Annotated in this window: 13 protein-coding genes; 8 read left to right on the top strand and 5 right to left on the bottom strand. The window is 35.6% G+C overall.

Annotated features, from left to right (window positions below; translation table 11 throughout):
* The first annotated feature begins 274 nt into the window (after positions 1 to 274).
* The gene (locus MHI10_RS11330; protein ID WP_340785515.1) at positions 275 to 2,239 is read left to right on the top strand and encodes a methyl-accepting chemotaxis protein; all 1,965 of its coding nucleotides are present in this window, start codon (positions 275 to 277) and stop codon (positions 2,237 to 2,239) included.
* A gap of 221 nt (positions 2,240 to 2,460) precedes the next feature.
* Here MHI10_RS11330 and MHI10_RS11325 read toward each other — a convergent pair whose 3' ends face one another.
* From MHI10_RS11325 to MHI10_RS11315, 3 genes are read right to left on the bottom strand one after another with little or no spacing between them, the layout of a single operon-like run.
* Positions 2,461 to 3,315, bottom strand: a complete 855-nt coding sequence (locus tag MHI10_RS11325; RefSeq protein WP_340785513.1) for an SDR family oxidoreductase — start codon at positions 3,313 to 3,315, stop codon at positions 2,461 to 2,463.
* Positions 3,312 to 4,337, bottom strand: coding sequence for a polysaccharide biosynthesis protein (locus MHI10_RS11320; RefSeq protein WP_340789212.1), 1,026 nt, complete (start codon positions 4,335 to 4,337; stop codon positions 3,312 to 3,314). The genes MHI10_RS11325 and MHI10_RS11320 overlap by 4 nt, the downstream gene beginning before the upstream one ends.
* 36 nt (positions 4,338 to 4,373) lie before the next feature.
* Positions 4,374 to 4,973: a glycosyltransferase family 2 protein gene (locus MHI10_RS11315; RefSeq protein ID WP_340785512.1), complete on the bottom strand. Its 600-nt coding sequence runs from the start codon at positions 4,971 to 4,973 to the stop codon at positions 4,374 to 4,376.
* A 306-nt stretch (positions 4,974 to 5,279) separates the two neighbouring features.
* Here MHI10_RS11315 and MHI10_RS11310 point away from each other — a divergent pair, with 306 nt between their 5' ends.
* From MHI10_RS11310 to MHI10_RS11300, 3 genes are all read left to right on the top strand, one after another.
* Positions 5,280 to 6,368 carry a glycosyltransferase family 4 protein gene (locus tag MHI10_RS11310; RefSeq protein ID WP_340785510.1) on the top strand — a complete coding sequence of 363 codons (1,089 nt, stop codon included), beginning with the start codon at positions 5,280 to 5,282 and terminating at the stop codon, positions 6,366 to 6,368.
* A 700-nt stretch (positions 6,369 to 7,068) separates the two neighbouring features.
* On the top strand, positions 7,069 to 8,043 hold the full coding sequence (locus tag MHI10_RS11305) for a glycerophosphodiester phosphodiesterase family protein (RefSeq protein ID WP_340785508.1): 975 nt from the start codon (positions 7,069 to 7,071) through the stop codon (positions 8,041 to 8,043).
* A gap of 290 nt (positions 8,044 to 8,333) precedes the next feature.
* Positions 8,334 to 9,281: a methyl-accepting chemotaxis protein gene (locus MHI10_RS11300; RefSeq protein WP_340785506.1), complete on the top strand. Its 948-nt coding sequence runs from the start codon at positions 8,334 to 8,336 to the stop codon at positions 9,279 to 9,281.
* 133 nt (positions 9,282 to 9,414) lie between these two features.
* Here MHI10_RS11300 and MHI10_RS11295 read toward each other — a convergent pair whose 3' ends face one another.
* Entirely contained in the window at positions 9,415 to 10,620 is a 1,206-nt protein-coding gene (locus MHI10_RS11295; RefSeq protein ID WP_340785505.1) for an iron-containing alcohol dehydrogenase, read from the bottom strand.
* A gap of 941 nt (positions 10,621 to 11,561) precedes the next feature.
* Here MHI10_RS11295 and MHI10_RS11290 point away from each other — a divergent pair.
* Positions 11,562 to 12,083: a sigma-70 family RNA polymerase sigma factor gene (locus tag MHI10_RS11290; RefSeq protein WP_340789211.1), complete on the top strand. Its 522-nt coding sequence runs from the start codon at positions 11,562 to 11,564 to the stop codon at positions 12,081 to 12,083.
* Entirely contained in the window at positions 12,067 to 13,329 is a 1,263-nt protein-coding gene (locus MHI10_RS11285; protein WP_340785503.1) for a DUF4179 domain-containing protein, read from the top strand. Before MHI10_RS11290 ends, MHI10_RS11285 begins: the two co-directional genes overlap by 17 nt.
* Before the next feature lie 408 nt (positions 13,330 to 13,737).
* Here MHI10_RS11285 and MHI10_RS11280 read toward each other — a convergent pair whose 3' ends face one another.
* Complete coding sequence (locus MHI10_RS11280) at positions 13,738 to 13,953, bottom strand: hypothetical protein (protein WP_340785502.1); 216 nt, start codon at positions 13,951 to 13,953, stop codon at positions 13,738 to 13,740.
* A gap of 282 nt (positions 13,954 to 14,235) precedes the next feature.
* Between MHI10_RS11280 and MHI10_RS11275 the strand changes: the two genes are divergently transcribed.
* A complete protein-coding gene (locus tag MHI10_RS11275; protein ID WP_340785501.1) occupies positions 14,236 to 15,381 on the top strand; it encodes a DUF418 domain-containing protein in 1,146 nt (381 codons plus the stop codon).
* Positions 15,382 to 15,629: 248 nt separating this feature from the next.
* Entirely contained in the window at positions 15,630 to 16,979 is a 1,350-nt protein-coding gene (locus MHI10_RS11270; protein WP_340785500.1) for a diguanylate cyclase domain-containing protein, read from the top strand.
* Positions 16,980 to 17,013: the final 34 nt, after the last annotated feature.

Raw genomic sequence — 17,013 nt, 5'->3', positions numbered from 1 at the left:
TAGTAGTACAGTATTAATTATTTTTTAAAGATAAAAATTCAAAATAATAAAGTTTGCATGTAAAAACCAGCATCAAATGACCTAATTTGATCTATCTGAATGTTTCGAAAAAGGTATTCATTTGTTATTTAATCAAAAATAGCTACAAAAAGTATTAGAATTTAAGAAACTTGACCGATAAAAAGGATGAACGGTATTTATCATTTGAAAGGGCAATCAAAAAGAACTTTGCCAACAAGCATCTAAAGCTATATTGAAAAAGGAGTACCATTGCATGAAAATTTTATTTAGAAGTCTTAAAAGTAAGTTGTATATTGCATTTGCACTTGTATTAATTATTCCAGTTGTTTTAGTAGGGAGTCTTTCTTATTTATCAGCAAAAGATTCCATAAAAGAGGAAATCCTTTTTAGTGCCGATGAAAGTGTGAAAGTTTTAAATGCACAAATAGATAAAACGATGAATGAAAAAATAAATCAAATAGGTATTTTCCAAGAGGAAATTAATTCTTCCAGTTATGGTGAGGGGGAAGCGTATTTAAGATCATCGTTATCTCGTTATATTAAGTTAAACACGGATGTATTAAGCATCTATGTTGGTACGACAGAAGGGGAGTTCATTCAAGAGCCAAAATTGGTGACGGATGCTAGTTATAACCCTGTGGAAAGAGATTGGTATAAACAGGCTGTTGAACATCAAGGTGAGCCATTTATTACAGAGCCTTATTTAGGTAAAGGTACTGGAGAAATGATCGTTACCATTGCGAGGCAGTTAAAAGACTGTTCTGGGGTTGTAGCGGTTGATATTAAACTAACAGACTTACAAACTGTTGCTGAATCGATTAATATTGGGAAAGAAGGATATCCTTCTATTTTTGATATCAATACAAAAGTTATTTCACATCCAACGTTACCTGGGGGAGAAGAAGTAAAAGAGAGCTTTTTAGAACCGATGTATGAGTCAGAATCTGGTACATATGATTATGAATATTTAGGGGATCAGCGAATATTACTGTTTACAACAAATGAGTTGACAGGTTGGAAAGTTACGGGGACAATTTTTTCAAACGAAATCGATGAATCGGCAGCATCTATTTTATATACAACATTACTTGTATTAGCCATTTCGATTGTTCTAAGTACGATTGCCGTTCATTTTGTTGTAAGAGGAATTATTCGACCGATTGATAAACTAAAAGAGAGTGCTGTAACAATTAGTAAAGGGGATTTGACTGAAACACTAACAATTACCTCAAATGATGAGATTGGCCAATTAGGACAAGCATTCAATGAGATGCAAAATAATTTGCGAACACTTATACAAAAGGTGGAAGTAAATGCAGAAGAAGTGGCATCTTCAGCTGAGGAACTAACGGCCAATGCGGATCAAACGAGCTTGGCAACGGAGCAGGTAGCTATTGCGATTCAAGAGGTTGCTAGTAGTGCGGATACGCAAACAACGAATATAGGCAAGAATGCGGAATCTTTAAGTGAAATATCAAAAGCAATTCTTCACATTGCAGAAATATCTTCTACTGTAACGGACCTTTCACAAAACGCTACCGTGCAGGCAGATGAAGGTGGAAAAGCAGTACAAGATACGAAGGAACAAATGAATTCAATCCATTTATCGGTTTCAGATTCAAATGCAAAAATTCAAACATTGCATGAACGTTCACAACAAATTACGTCGATTTTAGATGTGATTACAGACATTGCGGATCAAACGAATCTTCTTGCACTAAATGCTGCAATTGAAGCGGCAAGAGCTGGCGAGCATGGGAAAGGTTTCGCTGTAGTTGCGGATGAAGTGCGTAAACTAGCAGAGCAATCTCAACAATCTGCAAAACAAATTTTCGAATTAGTGAACGGTATTCAAGTTGATACGGAACAATCTGTACGCATTATGGCTCAAGTGACAGAAGACGTACAAAGTGGTTTACGCGTATCGGATGAAGCCATCGCTAAGTTCCAAGTCATCATGACGAGTATGCGAGAAATTACTCCGCAAATGGAAGAAGTATCTTCTGCGTCAGAACAGATGTCGGCAAGTGTGCAAGAAGTTACCGCGATTACGGAAGATTTAGCATTCTCAGCAAAGGAAAATGCTGCGACATCAGAAGAAGTGGCTGCTTCAACAGAGGAGCAATTAGCTTCTATGGAAGAAATTAATGCATCTGCGGGGTCACTTTCTAATATGGCGGATGAGTTAAAATCGCTTATTAATCAGTTTAAATATTAACTTGATTCAGCGGGGTTCAAACCCCGACTGAATCAAGTTAAGCCCCGGCGGATGTCACAGATTTTTTAGGGGGTAGGAAGTCAGCTTAAAAACGTCACATCGTGTGACAACGGCTGACTGACCCACGTCCTGTGGGCCCTCGAAAAAATCTGGACGCAATTACGCCAAGGCGTAATTGATATAAAAAAGATGGTTGAAGTTCATTTACTTCAACCATCTTTTTACTTGAAATAATGCGGATATAAGTTTTTATGCGAGCTAATCCAATCGCGCATTTCCATAATCATTTCTTCATAACTCGGTACGGAAAACGAAAAATCTTGACGAGAGTTCAGTAATGTTTTGTCGATTTGTACGGTAGAAGAGGGGAGAATCGTTATTTTATTATCCTTTAAATATCCGTTGAAAAGTTGCAGTAAATCATATTTGTTTATACTTGTGGCATTGGCGAGATGGTACAGTCCAGTTAGATCATCTGTAGTGGCTTTTTCAATTGCTTTTGCTAATGTAAGTGTCGTGACACCGTTCCAAATCGCACCAGTATAGCCGTGAATTGTACCTGATTGTTTCATAAACCAATTCAATAAACCAATGCCATTTTTCTTCATGTCTGGACCGATAATTGAATTTCTAAATGTTAAATGCCTTCCACAATCCACTTCTCCTAAGCTCTTCGTGCGGTCATATAGCGTTTCGCCATCATGTATACTATTTTCATCATAAGGAGCGGCTTTTCCTGAAAAAACACAATCCGTACTTAAATGAATGAGCTTTGTATCGGTATCATTTAATAGATGGACGATTGCATGTGGCAAATAACTATTCAAATAGATTGCTTGATGCGGATTGTTATTACATGCTTCATTTAAAACACCAATGCAATTAATGACCACATCATAATGACCCAACAGCAGTGTCCGTAAAAAAGTAGGTTCCATAATATCTCCCGTCACGAAATCGTGAAAAGGGAGGGGGGTGCGCGAGTAAGTCGTGACGTGATGTCCTTGCTCACGTAAGTAATAGGTAATCGTATGACCGGCCATACCAGTTGCACCAAGCACTAGAAACTTCATCATTTTCCGTCCTTCCATTTTTGTAATTCGTCTTGAATGTATGGAAGTTTTAATAGTTTTACTTTTATTTCTTCGATGGAAAGAATTTTTGTATTCGTAGAATTGTATTCATCGGTTAATGTAATTTTTGGAGAACCTACTTCAAGATACTTGCCATAGTTTAAATCGCGATTATCTGCAGGAATTTTATAAAAGTTACCGAGGTCGATTGCTTTTGCGGCTTCTTCTTTTGTTAAAAGGACTTCGTATATTTTTTCTCCGTGACGGGTGCCGATAATGTCGATTTTATTTTGTGCATGGAATAATTCAAGAAGGGCTTGCGCTAAATGAGTGATCGGTGCAGCGGGCGATTTTTGGACCATAATGTCGCCATTTTCCGCGTGAGAGAAGGCGTATAAAACGAGTTCAACTGCTTCATCAAGACTCATCATAAAACGTGTCATATTAGGGTCTGTAACGGTTAATGATTTACCAGCTTTTATTTGTTCAATGAAAAGAGGGATGACGGAGCCGCGCGATGCCATTACATTGCCGTATCTTGTACCGCAAATGAGTGTTTGGTCCGATGAGAGCATTCTCGATTTGGCGATAAACGTTTTCTCCATCATCGCTTTTGAAATACCCATTGCGTTTACCGGGTAGGCCGCTTTGTCGGTAGAAAGGCAAATTACTTTTTGTACCCCTGCTTGAATCGCTGCAGTTAATACATTTTCGGTGCCAAGAACATTTGTTTTTACCGCTTCAAGGGGGAAAAACTCGCAAGAAGGGACTTGCTTTAGGGCCGCAGCGTGAAAAACGAAATCTACATGATACATTGCGTTATGGATGCTTTGTATATCTCGTACATCGCCAATGTAAAATTTGATCTTATTATTTTGATATAAAGTTCGCATATCATCTTGCTTTTTTTCATCGCGGGAGAAAATCCGGATTTCTTTAATGTCGGTACATAAAAAACGTTCCAATACCGCATTGCCAAATGATCCAGTACCACCTGTGATGAGTAAAATTTTATCTTTGAACATCGTCATTTTATGTTCCACCTCTTAAATGCGTGGGCGTTACTTAAGCCCCCTTTGATGTAAATCGGATTCGGAGTTTTCTCGCGGAAAGTTATACCAATAAGCTAATATACCAGTGTATTTGCTTGACGGATTTTTCTCCATGAGCATGCGATTAAAATCCCAATCTCCCGCGATATCGCGTCTTGTTGTAAATTTCGCATCCCCGATAAAACTTCTTCGGATAATTTTAAATTGACCTGGTAATGAATAACAATTGGATTCATCTTTGAAAAATGAATAGCCCGCTTTCACGTACATATTGTAATAGTAAATGTCATATGTTCCATCGACTTGTGCCAACACATCGCGAATCGCCGGTAAGTAATGGTCATCACTATCAATGATTGCGATATAATCACCCGTTGCTTCTGCAATACATCGATTGTACGATTCACTCGCGCCTAAATTGGTCCCATTTTCTAAAATTTTTAACACAGGAAAATAACGTTGATAGTCTTTTAATATAGCAAGTGTCGCATCTGTGGAGCCGTCATCACAGACGATAATTTCATAAGCATATTCTGGTGGAATACTATTAAGCATCGTCACAATCCAATCCCCACTATTGTAAGCAGGCGTTAAAAAACTAATTTTCAATTATAACCCTCCAATCTGTATTCATTTTTTGTTCAGTAAATGTAATGGGCGTTAAGTACGCTAGTCAAAACGAATTCTGAATGAACGCAAAATGCTTTCTCATACAATATGCATGAAAATAAGTTGCTCGTAGGCTACTGTTCATTTAGAAATGAGAGATTTAAAGGGATTTTTTTGCCGAAAGTAAGAGATGGAAATGATGTATGAAATGAGAGGGAAATAGGTGAATAAATCATGTCAGAAGCCGTTCACATTCTATATCGAAAGAACATATTTTAAATCAATGACTTTTATATGGGGGATATTATGTCAAAAAAAATCGCTTTTATTTGTAGTGTGGAATCATATAAACTTTCTGAAGCTCATTTTTTCAAAGATCTTTGTCTTGTCCCGATTTTACTTGGAAAATATTTAAATTACGATGTAAGTATTTTAACGACTGAATTAAATGAATCTGTACTTCATCAAACATTTCCTTCCGTTAAATTCGAACATATTCCTTTTGAAGGTAATTTTGAGGCAAATATGAATGCTTACTTAATGGAACATGCGCAAGAAATTGATATTGCCTTTGCTATTGGTCCATATCCATCCTATTTATCTATGCTCAAAACATATAAACACTATAATCAAAATGGTAAAATTTACATGAAACTGGATGTCAATCGCTATTGGTTGAGCCGATTAATGACGTATTCTTACTTTGAAGAGTTGCTTCAAGTTTGTGATTTGGTTACTTCTGAATGTGAATCGATTCAAACAGAGATTAATAGCGTGTTGAATGTAGATGTCAAACTCATTCCAAATGGGTATTATGAATATTTTCCGACGGAGCCCGTAGCTTTTGATCAGAAAAAAAATAGGATTTTAACAGTGGGTCGGTTAGATGCGCCAGAAAAACAAATCAAGTTTGCTGTGAATGCTTTTTTAGCAGCGGAACTTGAGGATTGGGAGTTTCGGTTAGTTGGTTCCATGTCAGACCAGTTCAAACAGGAATTAAATGCAATGCTAGAAGGGAGCCCTCATGCAAAACAAGTTGTTATTGTAGGACCCATTTATGATAAATATTTGTTAGAGCAAGAGTATCGGCAAGCGAAAATATTTTGCCTCACATCCACGGTAGAATGCTATGCACATGTGTTCGCGGAGGCGGCTAAAAATGGGTGTTATATTATTTCTACAAATGTAGACGGAGCTTACGATATTACAAAAAATCAACGCTTCGGCAAAATTCATCCAATATATGATTGGGAAAATATCGGGCGAGAAATGAAACGCGCGGCAGCACAAGAAGTAGTTCTTGCAAATACATGCGAGGAAATCCAAAAGTTTGCGAGAGCAGATTTGAACTGGGAAGTGATTGTGAAGAGAATCGCGGATTTGTTAGACGAGTGATAATACGCTTTTAGGTGCAAATATTTTAACGAGCATACTCCAATTAACGAGAGTCCACGTTAATTGGAGTAGTAATGTCTATATTTCAAATAAATTTGCAGTGTCAGTGCAATGCTCATTAAAGCAATGATTAGTAGTAAAATACTTTCAACATTATTCAAATTAAACCTATAAAGTATACCCAAGAAAATGACACAAATGAGCGAGTTGAGACCGAATAAAAGCCCCCAAATAACAAGCTTAAATTTTCGATAAGATTTAGAACCAGTCAAATACTTCATATAAAAGAAACAGACGCAACCTATGCTTACTATTATCAATAATGACTTTATGAAGGATAATGTTAAGGGAATAGGCTCTTCCCAAGGCATTTCAGTAAAAAGAACATTTGAGAAATTGGTCAAATTGAAAACAACGACACAAAGAAGAACATATAAAAATAAAATCTATTCTGCTAAATAAATCATTCGAAATAGAAGCTGTTTCATCATTTATCTTCCTCTACTTTCATAGGTAATCTCTATAAATAAATGACGGAAAATACTGGTAGAGGTTCCGAATGATACGGAACTTTTTTGTGCTATGTTGTAAAATACAATAGGTACACTAATAATATGGAAATAACGGGTATATTCGAGGGGAAAAGAATGATTTAGATGACTCTCATTCTTATTTAAGCTAGTAATGAAAGGATGGAAAGATGAAAAAACGTAAAGGTAAAAATGTAACGATTGTTTTGGGATTATGTATCGTAATGATTGCTTTCATTTGGTTCAATAATACAAGTCAATTTTATTCAAAAGATACGAACTATAAAATTTTGGCGCATCGAGGACTGGCTCAAACGTTTGATATATCAATAGTGGAAAGTGATACGAATACAGCTGAAATCATTTATCCACCAGAGCACCCTTATTTAGAAAATACAATTTCCTCAATGAAAGCTGCGTTTGATCATGGAGCGGATGTAGTAGAATTGGACATTAAATTAACGAAGGATCGCCAGCTTGCTGTTTTTCATGATTTCACATTAGAATATCGCACAAATGGAAACGGCAAAATCAAAGATTATACGATGGAGGAATTAAAGAAGCTAGACATTGGCTACCGGTATACAGCGGATAAGGGCATTACTTTTCCGTTTCGCGGTCAAGGTATTGGGATGATGCCTAGCTTAGATGAGGTATTTGCTGCTTTTCCAAATCAAGAGTTTCTTATCCATGAAAAAGATGGCGATATGGAAACGACGAAAGTATTGTGGGATAACTATTTAAGCGAAATGTCTAAAAATCAATTGAATCAAATAACCGTCTATGGTGATGGAGACAGTGAAGGATTTAACTATTTACAATCAAAGCATAGTAACATGAAGCTGTTAACGAATGATAGGATGAAAAATGCACTTTTAAAATATGAATTAATCGGTTGGACGGGTTATATACCAAAAGAATTGCATAATATGGAGTTGCACCTACCTTTGAATTATGCAAAATATTTATGGGGTTGGCCAAATAAATTTGTGGCTCGAATGGAATCTGTTAATACAAGAGTTGTAATTGTTGAAGGAAATGGGAAATGGTCGGAAGGATTTGACACAAAAGCCAGCCTTAAAAAAATTCCAGCAGGTTATCAAGGATATATTTGGACAAATCGAGTAGATAGGATTACTAAGTAATTTTCGAACAGGTGTATACCGAGTGTACTAGCAAATTCAATCCGAAATGATTCACATGGACTGGATCAATCATGCTATAATAGTCTTAACACTTTGATTTGAATTCTAATAATTCAATATATATTGAACTAACTATTTGTTTTATGAAGTAATACTATAGACCCTATCATCCATTAAAATCAAGTAGATTGTGATGGTAGGACAAATTGTAGGCTTCTTAAGTAAATTTTATTTAGCTAAAAGATGCGTAAAAAAATGAGAAAATCAGATTCCATTTAGGGGGATATTAAATGTTGACAATGTTTCAATCTAAAAAAGAGGATATTGAACAATTTAAATTAAAGATTGATGAACTTAATGCAAAACTTGATACAAAAGACAATGAATTTCAAATCTTTTTAAATGAATTACATAAGGAACTAATTGATACAATCGAACAACATGATAAAGTAAATGATCAACATACGATTTTAGGCGAAATGGTAGGGCAAATTTTAAAAGAGTTTAATAAAGTTGAACAAAGTACGGTTCAATCGACAATGATTTCTGATCGTGCCCTAAGTAATGGCAGCACACTTTTATCTTCATCGGCTGAAATGGTTTCGTTATCTGAAAGTAGTAAAGAAGCAGTGCATGATGTGGAGCGCTTAATAGATTCATTAGGACTGCAATCAGAGAAAACATCAGCGAGCATGGGGGATTTAAGCGAACGTTCAAAACAAATTACAGAAATTGTCCAAGTAATTGGCGATATTTCCAATCAAACAAATTTATTAGCATTAAATGCCTCGATTGAAGCAGCGCGAGCAGGGGAACATGGGAAAGGTTTCTCAGTTGTTGCAGAAGAAGTAAAAAAATTGGCTGAAAGTACAAAAACAAGTACAGAAGATATCGCAAATTTAACGAAACAAATCGAACAACAAATTGCTCAAGCCTATACAGACAATAAAAATAATATGCAATTAGTAACAGAAGGCATTACGAAAAGTGCATCTACTTCATCGCAAATTGATCATTTATTACAAATTATTTCGAACGTCCAATTGGGTGTGAGTGAGCTACTTGCGTTTATAAAAGAACAAAAAACATCAAGTGAAGATGTCATGAATAAATTCAAAACGACAACGGCACTTTTCAATGACACGAATAAAGTACTTACAAATCATATCGACGAGTCCGAAATTGTAACAGGAAAATTATTGCAAGCAGTGGATCAAGTGAAGAACTATACGAAATAATATCGCACGGGATGTACAATCAATAATTCCTATTGTCAAACTAGTAATAGACTTTCACGATGGAATTGTTGTACATGTCTCGCACACAAAAAACCTTTGGATAAAATATCCAAAGGTTTTTATATATACATTATTAAGATACAGTTACAGCTTCATTTTGGTTAGCTGGCACGGCAACCGGTCCCATTGCATTTGTAATAATTTGTTTAATATCTTCAAGAGTCGCCTTGCGTGGGTTTGTTGCAGCGCAAACGTCTAACATCGCATTTTTAGCTAAAATTTCGATGTCTTCGTCTTTAACACCAAGCTCGCGGAAGCCACTTGGAATATTTAAGTCTTGTGCTAACGCTTCAATTGCTAAAATCGCTTCTTCAGCAGCATCGCGTTTGCTTAGTCCGTCAATGTTTGCACCTAATAATTCTGCAATTTTAGCAAAGCGTTCTGTGCGTGCAGTTATGTTGAAACGGCAAACATGTGGTAATAAAATCGCGTTACATACACCATGTGGTAGGTTATAGAAGCCACCTAATTGATGGGCAATGGCATGTACATACCCTAATGATGCGTTGTTGAACGCCATTCCTCCTAAAAATTGTGCGTAAACCATTTGCTCACGTGCCTCTAAATCAGCACCGTTTGCATAGGCGCGCGGTAAATATTCTGGAATTACTTGGAGTACTTTTTCAGCACAAGCATCTGTAATTGGTGTTGCATTCGTTGAAACAAATGCCTCGATTGCATGTGTTAATGCATCTAAGCCAGTTGCTGCTGTTAGTGCTGGTGGTAAACCAACCATCAATTCAGGATCATTAATCGACACAAGAGGGGTAACATGTTTGTCGACAATGGCCATTTTTACTTTACGCGCTGTATCCGTAATAATTGTAAAGCGCGTCATTTCGCTCGCTGTACCAGCAGTTGTATTGATGGCAATTAGCGGAACTAATGGATTTTGTGTTTGATCTACGCCTTCATAATCATGAATGCGCCCACCATTCGAAGCAATAATACCGATACCTTTTGCTGCATCGTGTGCACTGCCGCCTCCAAGCGAAACGATTGAATCACAGTTCTCGGCAACATAAACCGCGATACCTTCTTCAACGTTTTTGTCTGTTGGATTTGGTTCTGCTTTCGGGAAAATTGCTACTTCAATACCAGCAGCTGTAATGATATTAGCAATTTGTTGTGAGAGACCTAATTTGTGTAAGCCCTCATCTGTTACGATCAATGTCTTTTTCACTTCTAAATCGTTTAGTTTGTTACCAACTTCTTGAATTGCACCTGCTCCAAATAAGTTTACTGATGGCATGACAAATTGCTTTAGAACGTCTGACATGTTTCCAACCCCTTTTTCAATGTTAGATATTGCTTGAATGGCGATGAATCACCTTTCGAAACTTATCTTATTCTATTTATTTTGGAAATACAATTGAAAATCTTCCAAAAAATTGTAAAGATTTCGTGAACGTTATTGTAGAAAATTTTATCAATTTTGGTATATTCACTAATAACCTACTAAAAATATGAGAGTGGAACTATTTAATAGAAGGAATTGTTTTTCTAAGAAAATGATGAATTAAGAACGAGACAACACTAAAATCTTTTATTGAATTGAATTGAATTTGTGCGTTCTTTTGAAATGAATTACATTGGAATCTTTATTAAGGGCAGAGAAATCGGCTAGTTACTGAAGAGATTTGGCGAGTAAAACGTGGTTTGGCTAGTAACGCTTGGAAAGTGGCTAGTTTTAACTGGTTAATGGCTGTATAAGTTAAACAAGAGGTTCTATCCTTATTATGTAAATATTTCAATAAAACTTCTAATAAAGTATTTGCTAGTTTAGGCTGGCTAAGCACATGAGGCGCACAGACAATGTTTGCACAAATCTGTACGACTCATCTGTGTGCGCATGTAGGAAGGGCAGCTCTATATAAAGTTTTCCGTCCTAAAAAATCTCCCTCAATCGAGTGCGTCGCTGCCATGGGAGACGACGTATTCTTAGTCAGATTTTCATTTAAATAGGATGCTGGTTTCATAAGTTCAACATATATAGTTTACGCAAATGTTTGGCTATTTCCGGCAGATAAACAGATAAATCTATTGAAGAATTTGCTGTCTCCCATAGCAAGACTTACAACATAGCCATGCACACATTTTAATGAGGAGCCTTAAGTACATTTCTTTTTCTAGTTGAAATTATAAATATTTGAAACGTTTTCCCCAGTTCAAACATCTAACCTATACATAACAGAAAAGAAGGTGACAACTGTGTTCGCAATGTCTTTATTAGCAAAGGCTAAAAAGGGGAATGATCAAGCATTTCTACAACTCATACAAAACGAAAAAGTAAAGCTTTACAAAATGGCGTATATTTACATGAAAAATGAAACGGATGCACTTGATGTCGTACAAGAAACAATTACGAAAGCGTTAAACAATATTCAGACGGTTAAAAATGAACAATATTTTTCGACATGGCTCTTAAAGATCTTAATTAATACCGCACTTGAAACACTTCGTAAAAGCCAAAAAGTCATTTACATGGAGGAGCAATTTTTCGAACAGGGAGAAGCATTTTCTATTGACGAAAAAATCGATTTATTGCAAGCGATTGAGCAGTTAGACGAGAAATATAAAACAGTTATTTTATTAAGATATTATCGAGATATGCAAACGAAGGATATTGCATCGTTACTGGAATGCCCAGAAGGTACAGTTAAAACGAATTTGCATAGGGCGTTAAATGAGTTAAGGAAGCATTTTACAAAAGGGGGTAAAGTGTATGGAGAACAATATTAAAAAATCATTGGATTCTATTGATGTGCCGCTAGACAAGCTTGATGATGCCATTTTAAAAGGTATTCATTCGCAACAAAAGAAGCGCAAATTCCCTATTAAAAAAGGGATGTTAATGATACTTGCGAGTGGTGTACTCATCTTATGTTCAGGGTTTATTTCCCCTAAAGTTGCTACGGTGCTAGCGAATGTCCCACTAATTGGCTTTATGTATTCCATTGAGGAGCATGATGCGGGTCTGTATGATGCACTTTCAGATGATAATAAAGTAGTGTTGAATGAAACCGTTACAAGTAGCGGCATCCCTTTTACAATAGAAGAAGTTGTTTATGATGGTGCCCGTTTAAATATAATTTTTACTATGCCAGAATATGGTGATGTGTATCCATTAACAATTTTAGTGGACGGAGAAAGAATAAATAACAGTGAAAGTTTGCGTGAACTAGATGGGGACGGGGTATTTCGTGGATTGTGGGAAATCCAAGCAACCGAGCCGTTACCTGAAGCTTTCGACTTAACAATTAAAATACATCAAATTGATCATACAAAAGGAGATTGGCAATTCACAACACCAATTCAAAAGGTGAATAATGAAAGTAAGGAGCTTGCTGCTGGTCAAAAGGGGATAGTGGATGATATTGAATTTACTATGGAAAGTGTAGTGACTTCTACAACAATGACAATGGTAGAAGTCAGGTTTAATGAAGATTATAATAAATTATTTTCCGAAAATAGAGCGATTCATCCTACATTTGTAGACCAAAATAATAATCCGCTAGCAGTGCTTAATGCATCAGGTAGCGGAGATGAAAATGGGTTGGTGTATAAGTATTTACTAAATCCGTTAGCAGATGATGTGACTAATATTCAACTGATTTATTATTTCATACCAAATTTGAATAATCAGATTGAAATGAAAGAGCCGATACCGAAACATTTACCACAGCGGATCTCTTTAGGGGAAGCTGGTTATCTTATTATTTCAAATATAGCAAATGATGGGATAGAGTCAACAATGACATTAACAGTAGAAAGTGATATTCCATTTGACCATAACTTCACACCGGGCTTTGTCGATATTAGGAATACAGAAGGTGAGAGCCTTGTGACAGATTATATCCATGCAGTTGCACCAAATGAATATAAATTAACATATCAAAATAATGTAGGTAAAGCATATATCCATACACGTCAGCTACCACAAATACAGGTGGAAGAAACTGCAAAAGTGATGATTCCAATTCAGTAGGAGATGGGGGGATAATTTACATTCAGTGCATGTAAAATACAAGAAACCGGACTTGCATATATGAGATTAAGCAAGTCCGGTTCTTATTTAATGAAAGCTCCCACAAGTTGGGAGTTCAGTTAAAACCTTTCGACTTATACTTGCGGTATAAATTATACAGTAGCGCCAATATAATGAACGCAATTGTTCCCTTGATCGAAAATCTTGCTATCTCTAGAACATAGTCAAATAAATCTTTTTCATAACTCGAATACATACCCTGTGAATTTCTTACAGAAACAGATTTATTTATAAATAAGATTCCAATAGCAAGCGAGCATATAAAACCATAAATGCTTGATTTAACAAGTAGTTTTTCCAAAAATCACACTTCCTTTAACGGATGGGTGGAAACATCTTTAACAATACTTAATCCTGCTTGTTATTTAATAATTGTTCCACCTTCTTTTGTAAATCTTCTATTTTATATTGTTGATTTAGAAAAATTGTGATTAGCAAGGCTAAAAAGAATGCACTAAAAATAATGAGAACCCAAATATTCCCTAAAATTAAATCTAGGAAGAAAAATGAAAAAACTGAACAAATAACAATACAGGTAAAAAATGTGCCAATAAAATCTTTCAATTTTAACAAACCCCTTTCTATAAATAACGAATCTCCATATTCTTGTTTATCAATTTACTCAAATCCTCTAATTGTTGATTTCCTTCTAATCTATGCATATATTTTAACATAAATTTTCAAATTTCCTTTTAAAAATGAAGTGCGCTTGTTAATAAGTAATTGCTCATAAAATATTTAGAAGTACAAAAACTTCTGTTTTAAATTCCACAATTTACAATAATTATGAAACTATTCTTTGCTACATTCGTATAATAATTAATTATGAAAAAAGTGGGTGGAAATTTGAAAGTAGAACGTGTGGATCTGATGGACGCATTAAGGGGTTTTGCACTAATTGGTATTTTGTTAGCAAATATGCTTCATTTCCAATTTGGTTCATCAGGCGCAGAAATTATTGAATCGGCAAATGCGCTGAATAAAGTAAGTTATTACTTTGTGAAAATTGTAATAGAAGGTTCAGTTTATCCGATTTTTGGTTTTGTGTTTGGTTATGTTTTGATAAAGATGATTGAATCACGTGAGAATGCCGAGTTAAAGTATAAAAATATTGTATTTCGACGGGCAGTGGGACTATCGATTTTAGGAGCTTTGCATCTTACACTTTTATGGGAGGGCGATGTGTTATTAACATATGGCTCAACGCTGTTCGTTTTATTATTGTTTTTCTTAAAGCGTCGCGTCAAAACATATTTTGTGTGGGGGATCATTTTAACAGCTATTCTCGGAGTGGGTGCCTTCTTTGGCAGCAATTTTGTACAACTCATGAAGCCTTTAACCGCGGCGGAAATCATGATTTATCAGGAAGGTACATATGTAGAAATATTGACGCAACGAGTGGGTGAGATAATCGGTGGTGGTGGCATTGGATTAGTTTTCACACTACTTATTATATGGATTGCCTTTTTAATTGTCAGCTTCCTTGCAGTAGGTCCATTCGTATTGTTTGGGATGGGTATGGCGAAAAAGGACGCGTTTATACAGTTGGAAAAGGGGCTACAATCATATAAGAAGGTGGCGCTACTTGTACCAGTAGGGTTATTACTAAAAGGGAGCATTATTTTTGATACGCCATTTAGCTTATTTATGTATTCGGCAGGGACGTATGTGTTAGCGATTGGTTATATTGCTTTATTTGCATGGCTATTTAACCGCTATCAAACGCAAATGAATCATTATTTTGCCCCAATCGGGAAATTATCGCTCACGAACTATTTAATGCAAACGATTATTTGTACGACGATTTTTTATGGTTACGGATTCGGATTGTTTGGGAAATTAGGTGTATTTGTTGGAATCCTTTTATCAATCATCATCTATGGGATTCAGTTAAAGATCAGTCAGCTCTATTTAAAACGCTTTTCAATCGGACCGGTAGAAATGATTTTAAGGTCGTTTGTTTATTTGAGAAAACCACGGAAAGTAAATTGAACTTAAAGTGAAATAGAATGTTAATAAATACAAAATGCCGAAACGTTTATTCATTAGCGTTTCGGTATTTTTATTGTTTTTAATATATGATTTAGGTTTAATTAACTACTAAAACGGTAATGAGTAATTATATAATACTGGTTCTTAAATAGTAGCTAGTATAATCCAATAGATTGAAATCCATACAAATGAAGTTCATAAAACTACTAACTTTTAGCGGTTATTGCACAAGAGTAGGGGGAAATCATATGCCAAAAGAATCAATTCAATTCGAAGTAACTTCACTATCACACTTAATGAGCCCATTGGATGAATTAAATAAGCCAAAAGAGGCGTTGATACAGGAATTAGAAGATTTGAAGTATGCACTGGACCAATCCTCTATTGTTGCAATTACAAATCAAAGAGGAATAATCTTCTATGTAAATGATAAATTTTGCGAAATATCGAAGTATAAGAGGGAAGATTTAATCGGACAAGACCATCGCATTTTGAATTCAGGCTACCATCCAAAGGAATTTTTTAAAAAGGTTTGGGCAACAATTGGATCAGGAAAGATTTGGAGAGGAGAAATACGAAATCGGGCTGGTGATGGTTCATTTTACTGGGTAGATACGACAATTATCCCTTTTTTAAATGAGCGTGGAAAGCCGTATCAATATGTATCAATCCGAAATGATATTACGATTCGGAAAGAAATAGAGGAAGAAATGCGAAAAAATGAAGATAAATATCGTTTGATTACAGAAAACTCATCGGATTTAATTTCAATTGTTAGTAGAGCAGGGTACTTTCAATATATTTCTCCTTCTCATCGGAAAGTATTAGGCTACGGTATGCTTGATCTGGCAGATAAACAACTATTGCAATTTGTACATGAAGAGGATCGAGAAATATTATTTACGGAATTAGCTTTAGTAGCTGAAAAAATAAAGGAATTTTCTCAGTTAGAGTTTCGAATTAAAACGAATAGAAATACGTATAAGGATATCGAAACAAGCATCAATCCAATTATAGACAAGGACGGGCATATTGAAGACTTCGTTTTCGTCATGAGAGACATAAGTGAGAGGAAAAAGTCAGAGAAAATGATTTACCATTTAGCTTACCACGATTCTTTGACAGGTTTACCAAATCGCAGACTTTTTATGAAACAGCTTCAAGGAGAAGTTGAAAAAGCGAATCGCTGTTCTTCCAAGCTCGCTGTCATGTTTGTAGATTTAGATTATTTTAAATTTATAAATGATTCATGGGGACATGATGTAGGGGATCTCGTATTAATTGAAGTGGCCCGGCGACTGAATAACTCCACTCGCTCTACGGATTTAGTTGCTCGATTAGGTGGAGATGAATTTGCAGTGTTGTTAACGGACATTTCGATTGAAGAGCTAGAGCTGCTAGCAAAGCGAATCCATTCAAATTTTGAAAAATTATTACCATTTATTAAATCTCAATATCAACTTTCATGTAGTATTGGCATTGCTGTTTTTACCCACACAGGTGAAACGGCAGATGAACTATTAAATAAAGCGGATCTCGCACTTTATTCTGTTAAAGAGAATGGGCGAAATGGTTATTCATTTTTTAGAAGGAAATGAAGGAAAGATATAATGCGCACCGAAAGCATAAATA

The sequence above is a fragment of the Solibacillus sp. FSL K6-1523 genome, from assembly GCF_038005225.1.
Classification (GTDB): domain Bacteria; phylum Bacillota; class Bacilli; order Bacillales_A; family Planococcaceae; genus Solibacillus.
The sequence above is the reverse complement of the archived record's forward strand: the minus strand, read 5'-3'. Positions and strand labels throughout refer to the sequence as shown.

Coding starts and splice junctions, on each gene's coding strand:
- MHI10_RS11330 (WP_340785515.1), top strand. CDS start 275: ATGAAAATTTTATTTAGAAGTCTTAAAAGTAAGTTGTATATTGCATTT.
- MHI10_RS11325 (WP_340785513.1), bottom strand. CDS start 3,315: ATGATGAAGTTTCTAGTGCTTGGTGCAACTGGTATGGCCGGTCATACG.
- MHI10_RS11320 (WP_340789212.1), bottom strand. CDS start 4,337: ATGTTCAAAGATAAAATTTTACTCATCACAGGTGGTACTGGATCATTT.
- MHI10_RS11310 (WP_340785510.1), top strand. CDS start 5,280: ATGTCAAAAAAAATCGCTTTTATTTGTAGTGTGGAATCATATAAACTT.
- MHI10_RS11305 (WP_340785508.1), top strand. CDS start 7,069: ATGAAAAAACGTAAAGGTAAAAATGTAACGATTGTTTTGGGATTATGT.
- MHI10_RS11300 (WP_340785506.1), top strand. CDS start 8,334: ATGTTGACAATGTTTCAATCTAAAAAAGAGGATATTGAACAATTTAAA.
- MHI10_RS11295 (WP_340785505.1), bottom strand. CDS start 10,620: ATGTCAGACGTTCTAAAGCAATTTGTCATGCCATCAGTAAACTTATTT.
- MHI10_RS11290 (WP_340789211.1), top strand. CDS start 11,562: ATGTCTTTATTAGCAAAGGCTAAAAAGGGGAATGATCAAGCATTTCTA.
- MHI10_RS11285 (WP_340785503.1), top strand. CDS start 12,067: ATGGAGAACAATATTAAAAAATCATTGGATTCTATTGATGTGCCGCTA.
- MHI10_RS11270 (WP_340785500.1), top strand. CDS start 15,630: ATGCCAAAAGAATCAATTCAATTCGAAGTAACTTCACTATCACACTTA.